This is a genomic window from Achromobacter sp. DH1f (genome assembly GCF_000633435.1).
In the GTDB taxonomy this organism is placed as follows: Bacteria; Pseudomonadota; Gammaproteobacteria; order Burkholderiales; family Burkholderiaceae_B; genus Achromobacter; species Achromobacter deleyi.
The window spans coordinates 189,725-205,567 of sequence record NZ_AYMF01000033.1; the positions used below are offsets into that span (position 1 = coordinate 189,725).

Below are 15,843 nucleotides of genomic sequence, written 5' to 3' on the forward strand. Positions count from 1 at the left end.
GCCTGTTTTTTCAGGAAACCGCGGCCCGTCTTCAGAAGACCGCGTGGACAGCCTTGTCGCTGTCCGGCTTACTGCAGCACGATGTTGGCGTGCTTGATCAGTTGCGACACGATCGGCTGTTCGGTCTTGACCTGCTTGTCCAGCTCGGCGGCGGTGCCGGAACGCGGGTCGATGCCCATGTCCAGCAAGCGCTTGCGCACCGCTTCGTCCTTCAGCGTCTCGGTCAGCGCCATCTGCAGCTTGTCCAGTACCGGCGCGGGCGTGCCCTTCGGGGCCACGAAACTGAACCAGGCCGTCATGTCGAAGGCCGGGTAGCCCTGTTCGGCCAGCGTCGCCAGGTTGGGTTCGGTGGCCAGGCGGGTGGCGCTGGTGATGCCGAACACCTTGACCTTGCCGGCCTCGGCCTGCGGCATGCCGGTGGCGACCATGTCGAAGAACAGGTCCACGTCGCCGCTGATCAGGGCCGGCAGCGCCTGGGTCGCGCCCTTGAACGGCACATGCAGGATGTCGATGCCCGCGCGTTCCTTGAACAGTTCACCTGCCAGGTGCGACGAGGTGCCGGCGCCGAACGTGGCGAAGGTCAGCTTGCCCGGGTTCTGCTTGGCATAGGCCACGATGTCCTGGGTGCTGTTGAACGGCCGCTTGGGGCTGGACAGCAGCACCAGCGGGCCGATGCCCACCATGCCGATGGGCGAGAAGCCGTCGGGATCGTAGGGCAGCTCTTTATACAGATAGCGGTTGGTCACCAGCGTGGAGTTGGTGGCCATCAGGATGGTGTAGCCGTCCGGCTGTTCGCGCGACACGAAGGCGGCGCCGATCGAGGTGCCGGCGCCGGCCTTGTTCTCGACGATCATCGGCTGGCCCAGCGTCTTGGCCATGCGTTCGGCCAGCACGCGGGTCAGCACGTCGGTGGCGCCGCCGGCCGGGAAGGGCGACACGACCTTGATGGGGCGCGACGGATAGGTGTCGGCCTGGGCGCTGCCCAGCGCGGCCACGCCGAGCAGCAGGGCGGCCAGGAATTTGTAGCGTTTGCGAATCATGTTTTCCCCTTGAAATCGCGATTAATATTCCGTATATTGGAATTTAGTTTTGTCATTCGAAATAAACTATAAAAACGAAGCGAATAGAAATGCAATCTTTTTCTGACCCCAAGCGCATTCCCCATCCCGCCGCCAAGCCCGACCAGAAGCTGGAATTGAGCGCCCCCGCCCGCCGCAAGCGGGCCGGCGCCGTGGGCGAAGGGCCGGTGTCGCCCGACTTCATCACCGCGCTGGCGCGTGGCCTGGAAGTCCTGCGCTGCTTTCGGCCGGGCGTGGCCGCGCTGGGCAACCTGGACCTGGCGCGCCTGACCGGTCTGCCCAAGCCCACCATCAGCCGCATCACCTACACCCTCACCGAGCTGGGCTACCTGCGCTACCACCCGGACACCGGCAAGTATTCGCCCGGCTACGGCGTGCTGGCCCTGGGCTTTGGCCTGCTGGCCGGACTGGAAGTGCGCGAACTGGCCAAGGCGTCCATGACCGACCTGGCGCGGGAAACCGGCGGCGCGGTCGCGCTGGGCGCGTTCGACGGCGACGCCATGACCTACGTCGAGGCCATCCACGGCTCGTCCGCCCTGTATCTGCGCCTGCCGGTGGGCTACCGCGCCAGCCTGGACAGCGCCATGGGCCGCGCCTACCTGGCCAGCCTGCCGCCCGCCGCCTGCGCCGACGTGCTGGATCGCCTGGGCGCGGCCGCGCCCGCGGCAGCCGCGATCGAACGCGCGCGCATCGAACTGGCCGACAACGGCTGCTGCTTTGCCATCGGCGAATGGCAGTCCGGCATCAACGCCGTCGCCGTACCGTTCACGTCCGTCACGGGCGAGGGCGTGTTCGTCATGAGCTGCGGCGGCCCCGCGGGCCTCCTGCCCGAAGCCGGCTTGCGCACGCAGGTGGCGCCCGCATTGCGTGCCGCCATCGCGGGGCTTGCGGGCTCGTCGGGTTGAGTCAGGCGGCGCGTCGGGGCGTGGTCCTGGTATCTCGTACAATTCACGGATTGATCCACCCCTAGCGCCCTCGGAGACCCGTTTGGCCAAACCCACACAAGCCGATCCGCAGACCGGCGACCGTCCCTTGCCCCAGGATTTCGAAACGGCGCTGGCCGAACTGGAATCGCTGGTCGCGGCCATGGAAGACGGCTCGTTGCCGCTTGAGCAATCGCTGACTGCCTACCGGCGCGGCGTGGCGCTGACGCGGGTCTGCCAGGACCGCTTGGCCCAGGCTGAACAGCAGGTCAAGGTTCTGGAAGGCGATTTGCTGCGCCCCCTGGACCCGGCGGCGCTGGATGACGAATAAGAACCGGATGAAGCAAACTCAACTCGCTTTTCCCGAGTGGTTGCAGGGGCGTGTGCGGCACATCGAAGACGTGCTCGACGATCTGCTGCCGCCCGCCGACGCCATGCCCGCCCGCCTGCATGAAGCCATGCGCTACGCCGTCCTGGGCGGTGGCAAGCGGGTGCGCGCCGCGCTGGTCTACGCCGCAGGCCAGGCCTGCCCCGTCAGCGGCAGCGTGCTGGCCGTCGAGGCCTCGCTGGACCGCGCCGCGGCCGCGGTCGAACTGATCCACGCCTATTCCCTGGTGCACGACGACCTGCCCTGCATGGACGACGACGTCCTGCGCCGCGGCCGTCCCACCACCCATGTGCAATTCGACGAAGCCACCGCCATGCTGGCCGGCGACGCCTTGCAGCCCCTGGCCTTCGACCTGCTGGCGTCCATGCCGATCGCGCCCGCGCTGATCGTGCAGGCGACCCAGTCGCTGGCGCGCGCCGCGGGCAGCCAGGGCATGGCCGGCGGCCAGGCCATTGATCTTTTCAGCGTCGGCCGCGCGCTCTCGCGCGACGAACTGCAGACCATGCACGGCCTGAAGACCGGCGCCTTGCTGGCCTGCAGCGTGGCGCTGGGCGGCATCGTGGCGGGCGCCAGCTCGGCCTCGCGCCAGGCGCTGGACGTCTATGCGCAGGCCATGGGCCTGGCCTTCCAGGTGGTGGATGACATTCTTGACGTCACGGCCGATTCCGCCAGCCTGGGCAAGACCCCGGGCAAGGACGCGGCCGAAAACAAGCCCACCTACGTGTCGCTGCTGGGCCTGGACGAGGCCCGCGTCTTCGCTGGCGAACTGCGCGAAACCGCGCTGGCCGCGCTCGAACCGCTGGGTGATGCCGGCTCGCGCCTGGCCCAGTTGGCAGATTTCATCGTCCTTCGAGACCGCTGAACCGTGATCCGTCCGGGCTGGCTGCAGGCCGGGCAAACGAACCCCATACAAGCATGACGACAGATTTATTGGACCGCATTCAATCCCCGGCAGACCTCAAGCGCCTGGATCGTCGCGAGCTCAAGCGGCTGGCAGACGAATTGCGCGGCTTCGTGCTGGAGTCGGTCTCCAAGACCGGCGGCCACCTGTCGTCGAACCTGGGCACGGTGGAACTGACGCTGGCGCTGCATCAGGTCTTTGACACGCCGCACGACCGCATCGTCTGGGACGTCGGCCACCAGTCCTATCCGCACAAGATCCTGACCGGACGCCGCGCCGGCATGGCCAAGCTGCGCCAGCAGGACGGCATCTCGGGCTTTCCCAAGCGCAGCGAATCCGAATACGACGCGTTCGGCACGGCGCACTCGTCCACGTCCATCTCGGCCGCGCTGGGCATGGCGGTGGCCTCGCGCAACGCCGGCGAACAGCGCCAGCACATCGCCGTGATCGGCGACGGCGCGATGTCGGCGGGCATGGCCTTCGAAGCCATGAACAACGCCGGCGTCACGCCCAACATCAACCTGCTGGTGATCCTGAACGACAACGATATGTCGATCTCGCCGCCGGTGGGGGCGCTGAACCGCTACCTGGCCCGCCTGATGTCCGGTCGTTTCTACGCGGCCGCCAAGAACGTCGGCCGCGCCGTGCTGCAGCACGTGCCGCCGGTGCTGGAACTGGCGCGACGCTTCGAAGAACACGCCAAGGGCATGGTCACGCCGGCCACGCTGTTCGAGGAGTTCGGCTTCAACTACGTCGGTCCCATCGATGGCCACGACCTGGACGCGCTGGTTCCCACGCTGCAGAACCTGAAGGCGCTGCAAGGCTTGCAGTTCCTGCACGTGGTCACCAAGAAAGGGCAGGGCTACAAGCTGGCCGAAGCCGATCCGGTGCTGTATCACGGCCCGGGCAAGTTCGATCCTGCCGTCGGTATCCAGCAGTCGAAGGCGCCGGGCAAGCGCACCTTCACCCAGGTGTTCGGCACCTGGCTGTGCGACATGGCCGAACAGGACTCCCGCCTGGTCGCCGTCACCCCCGCCATGCGCGAGGGCAGCGGCCTGGTCGAATTCGAAAAGCGCTTCCCCTTGCGCTACTTCGATGTCGGCATCGCCGAGCAGCATGCCGTGACCTTCGCCGCCGGCATCGCCTGCGAAGCGCAAAAGCCCGTGGTGGCCATCTATTCCACGTTCATGCAGCGCGGCTACGACCAGTTCATCCACGACGTCGCCTTGCAGAACCTGGACGTCACGTTCGCGCTGGACCGCGCCGGCATCGTCGGCGCCGACGGCGCCACCCATGCGGGCAACTACGACACCGCCTTCCTGCGCTGCGTGCCCAACATGGTGGTCGCGACCCCGTCCGACGAGGCCGAGACCCGCCTGCTGCTGTCCACCTGTTATCAGTACCCCGGCCCGGCGTCGGTGCGCTATCCGCGCGGCGCGGGTTGCGGTGCCGCCGAAGCGCCCGGCCTGGATACGGTCGAGGTCGGCCGCGGCGTGGTGCGCCGCGAAGGCCGCAAGATCGCCATCCTGGGTTTCGGCACCCTGGTGCAGCCCGCGCTGGCCGCCGCTGAAAAGCTGGATGCCACGGTGGCCGACATGCGCTTCGTCAAGCCCATCGACCGCGCCCTGATCCTGGACCTGGCCAGCCGCCACGACGCGCTGGTCACGATCGAAGACGCCTCGGTCATGGGCGGGGCCGGCAGCGCCGTGCTCGAAGTGCTCAGCGCCGAAGGCGTGCTGATTCCCGTCCTGCAACTGGGCTTCCCGGACGAATTCATCGACCACGGCGACCAGATGGCGCTCCTGGCCGGTATCGGCCTGGATGCCGCGGGCATCGAGCAATCGATCCGCACCCGTTACGCCGCGCTGTTGGGCTGACATCTGTCGGGCGGGCCCAGGCCGTATTTGGCCCGCCTGGCGAAACACTGTGTTCCGGCCCCGTCGGCCTACGAATGAAAGGGTTTTCCCTGGCGCTCGTTGGACTTTGGGCGATAATGGGCCCCTCTTAAAGATTACTGGGTCTGCGTGCTTACGCCACGCTCGTTGCCCAGACAGGTAAGCCGACATGAATTCTCCGATCGACCCCGCCATCGTGATGCCCGACGTCCAGAGCTCGGCGGACACGCGGCACATCCCGATCCAGCGCGTGGGTATCCGTGGCGTGCGCCACCCCATGCTCATCGAGAACGCCGACGGTACGCCCCAGGGCACCGTGGCCAACTGGACCCTGACGGTGGCGCTGCCGCCCGAAGAAAAAGGGACGCACATGTCCCGCTTCGTGGCCCTGCTCGAAAAGTACCGCAGCACCCCCATGACGCCGACGCTGTTCCGCGCCATGGCTGCCGACATGCTGCCGCTGCTGCACGCCGAACGTGGCGACATCACGGCCGCTTTCCCGTACTTCATCAACAAGTCCGCCCCGATCTCCGGCGTGCAAAGCCTGCTGGACTACGAAGTCCAGTGGATCGCCCGCGCCCAGGGCGACCAGGTCGAATTCGAACTGGTCGTGCAGGTGCCGGTGACCAGCCTGTGCCCGTGTTCCAAGGCCATTTCCGAGTACGGCGCGCACAACCAGCGTTCGCACGTCACGGTCTCGGCCATCCTGGAATCCGACATCAGCATGGACGGCGTCATCCGCCTGATCGAAGACGAAGGCTCGTGTGAACTCTGGGGCCTGCTCAAGCGCCCCGACGAGAAATACGTCACCGAACGCGCCTACGACAACCCCAAGTTCGTCGAAGACCTGGTGCGCGACGTGGCGGCTCGCCTGAACGCCCACCCCGGCATCGCCCGCTACCGCGTCGAGGCCGAGAACTTCGAATCGATCCACAACCACTCGGCTTACGCCGTCGTGGAAGGCTGAGCCCTGCCGTGAGTCATCCGGCGGCCACCGACTGGCCGCTCATCGCGAGACTGGCGGATTGGGAAGCGCGGCTGGCCGGACACCTGGCCGGCCGCGGCCGTTTTGGCCTGGCCCTTTATGAGTTCTTCCGCTTCGGGGTGAAGCAGGCCTGGGCCTGCCTGTTCGGCGGCCTGATGTGCGCCTTGCTGCTGGCCACGCACTGGTGGTATCCGCAGAACGCCTGGCTCGCCCGCTACGATTTCCTGACCCTGGCCGCGCTGGGCATCCAGGCTGCGCTCTTGGCCCTGCGCATGGAAACCTGGGACGAGGCCAAGGTCATCCTGATGTTCCACGTGGTGGGCACCGGCATGGAACTGTTCAAGACGGCGGCCGGTTCCTGGATCTATCCCGAGGCCAGCGTGCTGCGCCTCGGCGGCGTGCCGCTATTCACCGGTTTCATGTACGCGGCGGTCGGCAGCTACCTGGCACGCGTCTGGCGCCTGTTCGACTTTCGCTTCCGCGCCCATCCGCCGCTGGCCGCGACGGTGGCGCTGTCGGTGCTGATCTACGTGAATTTCTTCTCGCACCATTTTGTCCCTGATTTTCGGCTGGCGCTGTTCGGCCTGACCGCGGTGCTGTTCGCGCGCACCTGGGTGTATTTCCGCATCTGGCGCGACTATCGGCGCATGCCGCTGTTGCTGGGTTTTGTGCTGGTGGCGCTGTTCATCTGGTTCGCCGAGAACATCGGCACCTTCGCCAACGCCTGGCGTTATCCCAGCCAGGCCCAGGTCTGGCAGATGGTGTCCATCGCCAAGCTCGGGTCCTGGTTCCTGCTCATGATCATCAGCTACGTGATGGTCAGTCTCGTCAGTCGGCCCCAGCCCATCGGCGTTGCGGATGCGCCGCAATCGGTCGGGCAGGACGGTTCGAATAAAGCGTCCCCCATTTCTTGATCCGGCTGCGGCTTGCATCGACAGGCCCGATCGGTGATAATCGAGAGCTTTCTTGCTCGACCACCCATGCTTTTTGGGTAGCGGGCTGCCCCTTGCAAGCCAAGTCTGAAGCAAAAGACCAGTGATAGAGAAAGCACTGGAAAACGGCCTGCAAGACATCCTCAAGGAGTTTTACTCATGCGTCACTACGAAGTAGTGTTTATCGTTCACCCCGACCAAAGCGAGCAAGTGCCCGCCATGGTCGAGCGTTACCAAGCGCTGGTCACGGGCCAAGGCGGCTCGGTTCACCGCCTGGAAGACTGGGGTCGCCGTCAACTGGCCTACCCGATCCAGAAGCTCGTCAAGGCTCACTACGTCTGCCTGAACATCGAGTGCGGCCAAGCCACGCTGGATGAGCTGGAACACTCGTTCCGCTACAACGACGCCGTGCTGCGCCACCTGGTCATCAAGACCAAGAAGGCCCAGACCACTCCCTCGATCATGATGAAGTCGGTCGAGCGTGAAGAAGCCCGCAAGGCTTCGGCGGAAGCTGTCGCGGCTCAGGCCGAGTAAGCAGGGCTCACGCAGAGCCCACCCATGAAGTCCCCTTGGTGCCTGGCAGGATGAACAAGCTGGAACTCAGCGCCCGCGTTCTCGAATGCGAGCCTTTGCGCCACACGCCCGCCGGCCTGCCCGCACTGGAAATGGTGCTGGCGCACGAATCCGAGGTCATCGAAGCCGGCCATCCGCGCCGTGTGGAACTGACGATCTCGGCCGTGGCACTGGGCGATCTGGCGTTGCTGTTGAAAGGAACGGCGCTGGGGTCCGAATTGCAGGTGCAGGGGTTTCTGGCCCCCGTCCGCAAGGACTCGGTGAAGTTCAAGCTGCATCTGCAGCAGGCACGCAAGATCAGCGGCAGCGCAGGACGCGATCCGCTGGTGGCTTGACGGGAAAGGGCAACGGGCGCGAGAGCGCCTTCTGAATACGGATAGGTTATGGGGAATCGGACCCGAAAAGGGCTGAACCGGTCCCCTCAAACATAGAGGCACATATCATGGCTTTCTTCGGAAAACGCAAAGAAAAACGCAAATTCACGCAGCAGAACCCGCTCTTCAAGCGTCGTAAGTTCTGCCGCTTCACCGCAGCCGGCGTCGAAGAGATCGACTACAAGGATCTGGACACCCTGCGCGACTTCGTGCAAGAAAACGGCAAGATCATCCCGGCTCGCCTGACCGGCACCAAGGCAATCTACCAGCGCCAGCTGGACACCGCCATCAAGCGCGCGCGCTTCCTGGCCCTGTTGCCTTACACCGACAACCACAACTAATCCGGGGCACTGAAATGCAAGTTATTCTGCTCGAAAAAGTCGTCAACCTGGGCAACCTCGGCGAAGTCGTTCGCGTGCGTGATGGCTACGCCCGCAACTTCCTGATCCCCCAGAAGAAGGCCCGTCGTGCAACCGACGCCGCCCTGAAGGAATTCGAAGCCCGCCGCGCTGAACTGGAAAAGGTCCAGGCCGAGAAGCTGGCCGCTGCCCAAGCCCTGGGCGAGCGCGTCAATGGCTTCCAGCTGAAGATCGCCCAGAAGGCCGGCGTCGACGGTCGCCTGTTCGGCTCGGTCACCAACGCCGACATCGCCGAAGGTCTGAAGAAGGCCGGTTTCGAAGGCATCGAGAAGGCGCAAGTGCGTCTGCCCAATGGCCAGCTGAAGGCCGTCGGCGAATTCCCGGTCCAGGTCGCCCTGCACGCCGACGTCGTTGTCGATGTCACCGTGCTGATCGAAGGCGAACTGTCCTAATCCGGACTTCGCGGTAAAAAAAGCCGGCCCGCGTGCCGGCTTTTTTTCTTTTTGCCATGCTTTTACCGCCTTTGCCCGTGGACATTTGCGTGTAGTCTTTCGGGCTGCGCGCCTGTCGCACGCTGTTTTGTACAGAGGACCTTTTGACCCAGCCGCCCGTCCACCACAATGCGCCTGCCGGATTGCGCGCCTGGCTCGACAGCCTGAACGCCGAGACCGAGCCGTCAGTACGGGATGCGACCATCGATGGCGTGCGCTGCATCATCAAACGCCGCCGCCCCAGTTTCGCGCGTGGTGTCAGCTATGCGTTGCGCTATGTGCGGGCGCTGTTCCTGGGCGTGGGCTGCAAGCTGTTCCTGGGCGAATTTCCGCGTCCTGGCGTGCTGCTGCGCAATGGCCTGGAGCACGAGGCGAGGCGCCTGCAGCAGCTGCTGCAGGCCGGTTGCCGGGTGCCTGAAGTCTGGTGGCAGGAACAAGGCCTGCTCGTCCTGGAATTCGTGGGCGAAGACCTGGCCGACCTGATCCGCAACGAAGACACCACCTCGCGCCTGTGGCTGGCCCGCGCGGCCGCGGCCGACCTGGCTGCCTTCCATGCCCGCGGACTGTGGCACGGCGGCGCCCAGATCCGCAACATCACTTTGCAGGACGGCGAACTGTGGCGCATCGATTTCGAAGAGAACATCGGCTCGACGCTGTCGCGTCCGCTGGCCCAGGCCTATGACCTGTTCCAGATGCTGGCTTCGCTGGCGTCTTTGCGTAAATTGCCCGACGACGTGGGCCGCACGCTGGGTAAACTGGCGCTCGAGGTCTACTTCGAATGCAACCCCGACCCCGAGGTCAAGGCGCGCCTGCGCCGCCTGACGCGGGTGCTGACTTTCATCGCCACGCCCCTGCGCCCCCTGCTGGGCCGCCTGCCGTCGCGCGATGTGCAGGGATTTTTCCGCGTCGCGGATATCCTGCAGCCGTTACTATTGAAACCATGAATACACCCGCCGATTCCCAGCTCGAATACCTGCGCGTTCCCCCTCATTCCATCGAGGCGGAGCAGTCGGTCCTGGGCGGCCTGCTGCTCGACAATTCGGCCTGGGACCGCATCGCCGACGTGCTGGTCGAAGAAGACTTCTACCGCCACGACCACCGGCTGATCTGGCACCACATTGCCCGCCTGATCGGGCTGGCGCGTCCGGCCGACGTCATCACGGTCAATGAATCGCTGATCAGCGCCGGCAAGGCCGAAGACGCCGGCGGCCTGGCCTACCTGAACGCGCTGGCGCACAACACGCCGTCGGCCGCCAACATCCGCCGCTACGGCGAGATCGTGCGCGAGCGCGCCATGCTGCGCAAGCTGGTGTCCATCGCCGACGAGATCTCGTCGGCCGCGCTCAACCCGCAGGGCAAGGAAGCGCGCCAACTGCTGGACGAGGCGGAATCCAAGGTGTTCCAGATCGCCCAGGAAGGCTCGCGCGGCGCCGCGGGTTTCCAGGAAATCCAGCCGCTCTTGACGCAGGTGGTCGAGCGCATCGACGAGCTCTACCACCGCGAGGGCAATTCCGATGTGACGGGCGTGCCCACCGGGTTTGCCGACCTGGACAAGATGACCTCGGGTATGCACGGCGGCGACCTGATCATCGTGGCCGGCCGTCCGTCCATGGGCAAGACCTCGTTCTCGATGAACATCGGCGAGCATGTCGCGATCGAGCAGGGCCTGCCGGTAGCGGTGTTCTCCATGGAAATGGGCGCCGTGCAGTTGGCCATGCGTATGCTGGGTTCGGTCGGCCTGCTCGACCAGCACCGCATGCGGACCGGCAAGCTCATCGCCGAAGACTGGCCGCGCGTGACCCACGCCGTGCAGCTCATGCAGGACGCGCAGGTCTACATCGATGAAACGCCCGCACTCAGCCCGATGGAAGTGCGCGCGCGCACGCGCCGCCTGGCGCGTCAGTGCGGCCAGCTTGGCCTGATCATCATCGACTACCTGCAACTCATGTCGGGTAACGGATCGGGCGAAAACCGCGCTACCGAAGTGTCGGAAATCAGCCGTTCGCTCAAGGGCCTGGCCAAAGAGCTGAACTGCCCGCTGATCGCACTGTCGCAGCTGAACCGAAGCCTGGAACAGCGCCCCAACAAGCGCCCCGTGATGAGCGACCTGCGCGAATCCGGCGCTATCGAACAGGACGCCGACGTGATCCTGTTCATCTACCGCGACGAGGTCTACAACCCCGATTCGCCGGACAAGGGCACGGCCGAGATCATCATCGGCAAGCAGCGTAACGGCCCGATCGGGACCGTGCGCCTGACCTTCCAGGGTTCCAGCACGCGCTTCCTGAACTTCTCGGGCTCGCAGCCCAAGGACATGTACTGATCGCTGCCGCTTTCCGCCAATGAAAAACCGCGCCTGGGCGCGGTTTTTCATTGGGTAGCCGGAAACTCACTCTTCCGATTCGGGCCGCTTGCCGTAGCGCGCGGCCAGCACGCCGCAGACCATCAGCTGGATCTGGTGGAACAGCATCAGGGGCAGCACGATGGCGCCCACGGCGTGGCCGGCGAACAGCACCTGCGCCATGGGAATGCCGCTGGCCAGGCTTTTCTTGGAGCCGCAAAAGAGCAGAGTGATGCGGTCGGCCACGTTGAAGCCCAGCACCTTGCCCGCCAGCGCCGACAGGCCCAGCGCCAACGCCAGGATCACGGCGCAGCAGACCACCAGACCCAGGAGGGCGGGGATCGGCGTCGAGCTCCACAGGCCCTCGTTGATGGCTTCCGAGAACGCGGTGTAGACCACCAGCAGGATCGAACCCTGGTCCACGAATTTCAGCATCGCCTTGCGCTTGTGCACCCAGGCGCCGATCCAGCGGCGGGCGAACTGGCCCAGCACGAAGGGCAGCAGCAGTTGCAGCATGATCTTGCCGACGGCATCGAACGAGATCGGCGCGCTGCCGGCATTGGCGACCACCGTGCCCACCAGCAGCGGGGTCAGGAAGATGCCCAGCAGGCTGGAGGCCGATGCGCTGCAGACGGCGGCGGGCACGTTGCCGCGCGCCATCGAGGTGAAGGCGATGGCGGACTGCACCGTGGCCGGCAGGCAGCACAGGAACAGGATGCCCAGGTATAGCTCGGGCGTGACCAGCGGTTCCAGCACGGGCTTGAGCGCCAGGCCCAGCAGCGGGAACATCAGGAAGGTGGTCGAGAAGATGGTCAGGTGCAGCTTCCAGTGGGTCAGGCCGGCGACGACGGCCTCGCGCGACAGGCGCGCGCCATGCAGGAAGAACAGCAGGCCGACCGCAACGTTGGTGATCCAGCCGAACACCACCACGCCTTGTCCGTGAGCGGGCACGATGCTGGCGATGATGACGGTGCAGATCAGGTAGAGGGTGAAGCGGTCGGGCAGGAGACGGACAAGGCGTGACATGGAGGTAGGTGGTAGAACGGAAAGCGGCGGCGCGCGGCGGGCGCCAGAATCGGGGCGTATTGTAGACCCGGGGCCCGCAGGCCGCCCGGCGGCGGGGCGCCGGTGTCCGTCAGCCGAGCGTGTGGAGCCTTGGGGCCAGGCCGCTCAGGGCGTCATGGCCAGAGCCAGGTCGAAGGCCGCCACCAGCGAGGCCTGGTCCGCGACGCCCTTGCCGGCGATGTCGAAGGCGGTGCCGTGGTCGACGCTGGTGCGCACGAACGGCAGGCCCACGGTGACGTTGACCCCGTGGTCCAGTCCCAGGTATTTCACCGGGATCAAGCCCTGGTCGTGGTACTGGGCCACCACGATGTCGAATTCGCCGCGGCGCGCCCGCATGAAGACCGTGTCGCCGGGCCAGGGGCCGCTGGCGTCGATGCCTTCGTTGCGCGCCTGGCGGATGGCCGGTTCGATGATGTCCAGGTCTTCGCGGCCGAACTTGCCGCCTTCGCCGGCATGCGGGTTCAGGCCGGCCACCGCCACGCGCGGCTGCCCAATGCCCATCTGGCGGCAGGCGCGATCGGCCAGGCGCATGGCGGTCAGTTCCGCCTGCGGCGTGATGCGCGCGATGACGTCGGCCAGCGCCACGTGGATGGTCACCAGCAGCACGCGCAGCTCGTCGTTGGCGAGCATCATGGCGAAGTCCTGCGTGGCCGAGCGTTCGGCCAGGATCTCGGTGTGCCCGGGGTAGTCGATGCCGCCTTCGTGCATGGACTTCTTGTTCAGCGGTGCGGTCACGATGGCGCGGATGCGGCCGGCCTGGGCGTCATCGATGGCAGCGCAGACGTAATCGTAGGCGGCGCGTCCGGCCGCCGCGTTGATCTGGCCATAGGGCAGGTCGGGCGGCAGGGCGGGGCCGCAGGCCACGACTTCGATCTGGCCGGCGTCGCCCGTCGCCAGGCCCGCATGGGCGATCTCGACGATGTCCAGGCGCGCGCCCAGCAATGCGGCGGCGCGCCGCAGCGCGCCCGCATCGCCGTACACCACACAGGGCGCGTTCAAGCCCTGGGCACAGGCCTTGACGACGATTTCGGGGCCGATGCCGGCGGCATCCCCCATGGTGATTCCCACGGGCGGCGGAGTCTTCACGATGGGTTCCTGGCTTATTGCTTGTCGGTCTTGGGTGGATCGATCGCGCCGCATTCGAAGTTGACCGTGGCGCGCTTGGATCCCAGGCCCGTCGCGTGGTTGGACGTGACGGCGGGCTTTTGCAGCTTACGGTCGATGGACTGGCAGTACTGGTCGGCGCGTTGCAGCGCCTGGTTCTTGATCTCGACCCAGGTCAGCAGCTGCGTGCCTGAACTGTACGTGACGCTGTAGCTGTTCTTGCCGGTGGGCGTCACGTCGCTCATGCTGGAACAGGCGGCCAGCAGGACGATCAGGGCAGAGGTGAAGGCAAGGCGTGCAAGCATGGGAGATCCGTAATTGGCGGTAGACCACATTACAACATTATGCCGCCCCCGCCGTCCCCGCGGGCAGGGTGGGCGCCGGATGGGGCCAGGCGGGGGTCAGGGCGCGCCGACCGCGCTGCGGCGGTCGACCTTGCGGCTGAGCACGATGGACGTCTGGGTCTGCTTGACGCCGTCGATCAGGCCGATGCGGTCCAGCAGCGCGTCCAGCTGTTCGTGGGTTTCGCAGCGCAGGAAGATCAGGTAGTCGTACGGTCCGCTGACCGACGAGACCTCTTCGACTTCGGGCATTTTTTCCAGCTCGCGGATCACCGCTGCCGGCGTCTTGGGCAATACGCTGATGAAGCAATAGGCGCGCACCGCGGCTTCTTCCAGCAGGCGTCCCAGGCGCACGCCATAGCCGGCCACGATGCTCTCGCGTTCCAGGCGGGCGATGCGCGCCACCACGGTGGTGCGGGCCAGCCCCAGCTTGCGCGCCAGGATGGCGGCAGGTTCGCGGGCGTTGGCCTGCAGCAGGCTGAGCAGTTGGCGGTCGATGGCGTCCAGGCGTTCGTTCATGCGCCCGACCATACAAGGGCGACGCGGCGCAAGTCAATGCGCGCGCGCGGGCCTGCCGTTCTAACGGTCCAGCGCATCGTCAACCGTCGGACTCAGGCGGGATGCCGCCTTGGTAGACGCGGCCGTCGAACTCGAAGCGCGTGATGGTCTTGAAGGCCGCATCGAAGACGCGGTCCCGGCGCACCGGGTCTTGCGCCTGCGCGGTATCGAGCGTGAAGCGGCACAGGTCGGCGCCGCTGTCGTAGCGGGCGGCGCGCACCAGTTCGCTGACGCCGAATTCGTTGGCAAAGTGCGCGAACTCGCGCAGCTGCTCCATCTCGTGGAAGGCGCCGTGGTCGCTGACCAGGCGCATGCCGAACTTGCTTTCTTCCTCGGGGCTGGGGGCGGGGGCCGCCGGGGTCGGGGCGGCGGCGGGTGCGCCGTAGTCGAAACGCGCACCCGCATCGCGCATGGCGGCCAGCACGCGCTGCCAAGCCGCCTCATCCAGCGCCAGCCGGGCGGCCATGGCGATCAGCCGCTGCCGGCCCAGGGTGCGCGGCTGCGGACCGCCGACATAACTGGACCAGGGCGTGGCATCGTCCAGTCCGGCCAGTTCGGTCATCTGCGCGTCGCTGTAGCCCAACCGTTCCTGCAGGCGCCGCAGGGACGCCGCATCCGGGGGCAGGTAGTTCTGGATCGTCTTCATGGGCACGCTCCGGTTGCGCCGCGCCGTCGGCGCCGCGCTACGCTTCATGCTAGCGCGGGCGGCGGGGCTTGCCCAGCGGCCGCGCGCACCCATGCTAGGATTTGCGCCGACATCATTGCCAGGAGGCTTACCCATGGACACCCAGGAACAAATCGCGGTCATCGTGCACACCATCTCGCACCAGGGCGGCCGCATCGACGCGCTCAATTCGGCTTTGCTAACGATGCTGCATCTGGCCAAGGGCTCGCCCGGCCTGCGCGAGGCCATCGAGGCCCAGCTCGAACAGAACTACTCCAGCCTCTTGGCCCGCTCGGAAAATCCGCAGTATGTGGCCGGCTTCGAAAGCGTGCGCGACCAGGTCATCGCCGCCCTCAAGTAGGCCTTCGGCCGGCTGCCGCCGGCAAAGTTACCCACAACTTCTGTGGACAAGCCTTGGGATAGTGCGGGCATAGACAGCCTTTTTCCTTTGATTACAAGGGCTTGCAAAAGGCGATCAAAGGCCGCGCCAAATGGCTCTGTAACCGCCATGCGTGCAAGGCCGGCACGCACCCGCCAAGCCGGGTAATATGCGGCCCCATGCGGAATCAGTATCCATTGGAATACCGGAACAAGCCCCTGGCGGCGCGGGTTTCGGAAGCGGCAAAGCTGGCGGCGTTCGACCCCGGCAAACTTTCTCCCGAGGCGCGTGAAAGCTGGGAACGCCTGGGCCATGGCTTCAAGGCGTGGCACGACTTCGACCAGCGCCATCCCATCCTGCGACGGCTGGCCTTGCTGCCGTTCATCGGCCCCCTGTACCGCAAGGCGCGGCGCCGCCACGTCATGCTCGCCAGCGGCAAGCTGGTGTTCTGACACGGCAGGTCAGGGGCGGCCGACGCCTGGCTTGACCAC

At 66.1% G+C, this 15,843-nt stretch carries 20 protein-coding genes; 14 read left to right on the top strand and 6 right to left on the bottom strand.

Annotated features, from left to right (window positions below; genetic code table 11):
* Nucleotides 1-68: 68 nt before the first annotated feature.
* Nucleotides 69-1,040 (bottom strand): tripartite tricarboxylate transporter substrate binding protein, encoded by a 972-nt coding sequence (locus U858_RS0127075; RefSeq protein WP_025140254.1) that lies wholly within the window; start codon nt 1,038-1,040, stop codon nt 69-71.
* 89 nt (nt 1,041-1,129) lie between these two features.
* Between U858_RS0127075 and U858_RS0127080 the strand changes: the two genes are divergently transcribed.
* From U858_RS0127080 to U858_RS0127135, 12 genes are all read left to right on the top strand, one after another.
* On the top strand, nt 1,130-1,984 hold the full coding sequence (locus U858_RS0127080) for an IclR family transcriptional regulator (protein ID WP_025140255.1): 855 nt from the start codon (nt 1,130-1,132) through the stop codon (nt 1,982-1,984).
* Between the two features lie 82 nt (nt 1,985-2,066).
* Complete coding sequence (locus U858_RS0127085; RefSeq protein ID WP_025140256.1) at nt 2,067-2,333, top strand: exodeoxyribonuclease VII small subunit; 267 nt, start codon at nt 2,067-2,069, stop codon at nt 2,331-2,333.
* 7 nt (nt 2,334-2,340) lie between these two features.
* Nucleotides 2,341-3,252 carry a polyprenyl synthetase family protein gene (locus U858_RS0127090; protein ID WP_025140257.1) on the top strand — a complete coding sequence of 304 codons (912 nt, stop codon included), beginning with the start codon at nt 2,341-2,343 and terminating at the stop codon, nt 3,250-3,252.
* A gap of 53 nt (nt 3,253-3,305) precedes the next feature.
* Nucleotides 3,306-5,168 (top strand): 1-deoxy-D-xylulose-5-phosphate synthase, encoded by a 1,863-nt coding sequence (dxs, locus tag U858_RS0127095; RefSeq protein ID WP_025140258.1) that lies wholly within the window; start codon nt 3,306-3,308, stop codon nt 5,166-5,168.
* Between the two features lie 187 nt (nt 5,169-5,355).
* On the top strand, nt 5,356-6,153 hold the full coding sequence (gene folE2, locus U858_RS0127100; RefSeq protein WP_025140259.1) for a GTP cyclohydrolase FolE2: 798 nt from the start codon (nt 5,356-5,358) through the stop codon (nt 6,151-6,153).
* 8 nt (nt 6,154-6,161) lie between these two features.
* A complete protein-coding gene (locus tag U858_RS0127105; RefSeq protein ID WP_025140260.1) occupies nt 6,162-7,085 on the top strand; it encodes a DUF817 domain-containing protein in 924 nt (307 codons plus the stop codon).
* 177 nt (nt 7,086-7,262) lie between these two features.
* Nucleotides 7,263-7,637: a 30S ribosomal protein S6 gene (rpsF, locus tag U858_RS0127110; RefSeq protein ID WP_006393715.1), complete on the top strand. Its 375-nt coding sequence runs from the start codon at nt 7,263-7,265 to the stop codon at nt 7,635-7,637.
* A gap of 50 nt (nt 7,638-7,687) precedes the next feature.
* Nucleotides 7,688-8,011 carry a primosomal replication protein N gene (gene priB, locus U858_RS0127115; protein ID WP_025140261.1) on the top strand — a complete coding sequence of 108 codons (324 nt, stop codon included), beginning with the start codon at nt 7,688-7,690 and terminating at the stop codon, nt 8,009-8,011.
* 107 nt (nt 8,012-8,118) lie between these two features.
* Nucleotides 8,119-8,391 carry a 30S ribosomal protein S18 gene (gene rpsR, locus U858_RS0127120; protein WP_006218308.1) on the top strand — a complete coding sequence of 91 codons (273 nt, stop codon included), beginning with the start codon at nt 8,119-8,121 and terminating at the stop codon, nt 8,389-8,391.
* A 14-nt stretch (nt 8,392-8,405) separates the two neighbouring features.
* Entirely contained in the window at nt 8,406-8,861 is a 456-nt protein-coding gene (rplI, locus tag U858_RS0127125) for a 50S ribosomal protein L9 (protein ID WP_025140262.1), read from the top strand.
* A gap of 143 nt (nt 8,862-9,004) precedes the next feature.
* Entirely contained in the window at nt 9,005-9,844 is an 840-nt protein-coding gene (locus U858_RS0127130) for an RIO1 family regulatory kinase/ATPase (RefSeq protein WP_025140263.1), read from the top strand.
* Nucleotides 9,841-11,223 (top strand): replicative DNA helicase, encoded by a 1,383-nt coding sequence (locus tag U858_RS0127135; protein WP_025140264.1) that lies wholly within the window; start codon nt 9,841-9,843, stop codon nt 11,221-11,223. Before U858_RS0127130 ends, U858_RS0127135 begins: the two co-directional genes overlap by 4 nt.
* Nucleotides 11,224-11,289: 66 nt before the next feature.
* Here the strand turns inward: U858_RS0127135 and U858_RS0127140 are convergent, their stop codons facing one another.
* From U858_RS0127140 to U858_RS0127160, 5 genes are all read right to left on the bottom strand, one after another.
* The gene (locus U858_RS0127140; RefSeq protein WP_025140265.1) at nt 11,290-12,267 is read right to left on the bottom strand and encodes a bile acid:sodium symporter family protein; all 978 of its coding nucleotides are present in this window, start codon (nt 12,265-12,267) and stop codon (nt 11,290-11,292) included.
* A 144-nt stretch (nt 12,268-12,411) separates the two neighbouring features.
* The gene (gene pdxA / locus U858_RS0127145) at nt 12,412-13,392 is read right to left on the bottom strand and encodes a 4-hydroxythreonine-4-phosphate dehydrogenase PdxA (protein WP_025140266.1); all 981 of its coding nucleotides are present in this window, start codon (nt 13,390-13,392) and stop codon (nt 12,412-12,414) included.
* Between the two features lie 14 nt (nt 13,393-13,406).
* The gene (locus tag U858_RS0127150) at nt 13,407-13,715 is read right to left on the bottom strand and encodes a hypothetical protein (protein WP_025140267.1); all 309 of its coding nucleotides are present in this window, start codon (nt 13,713-13,715) and stop codon (nt 13,407-13,409) included.
* Between the two features lie 96 nt (nt 13,716-13,811).
* A complete protein-coding gene (locus U858_RS0127155) occupies nt 13,812-14,270 on the bottom strand; it encodes an Lrp/AsnC family transcriptional regulator (protein ID WP_025140268.1) in 459 nt (152 codons plus the stop codon).
* Nucleotides 14,271-14,349: 79 nt separating this feature from the next.
* Nucleotides 14,350-14,955, bottom strand: a complete 606-nt coding sequence (locus U858_RS0127160) for a hypothetical protein (RefSeq protein ID WP_025140269.1) — start codon at nt 14,953-14,955, stop codon at nt 14,350-14,352.
* A gap of 133 nt (nt 14,956-15,088) precedes the next feature.
* On the opposite strand from U858_RS0127160, the gene U858_RS0127165 reads away from it, so the two are divergent.
* A complete protein-coding gene (locus tag U858_RS0127165) occupies nt 15,089-15,334 on the top strand; it encodes a hypothetical protein (protein ID WP_025140270.1) in 246 nt (81 codons plus the stop codon).
* Between the two features lie 215 nt (nt 15,335-15,549).
* On the top strand, nt 15,550-15,804 hold the full coding sequence (locus U858_RS0127170) for a hypothetical protein (RefSeq protein ID WP_232786612.1): 255 nt from the start codon (nt 15,550-15,552) through the stop codon (nt 15,802-15,804).
* The last annotated feature ends 39 nt before the right edge of the window (nt 15,805-15,843 follow it).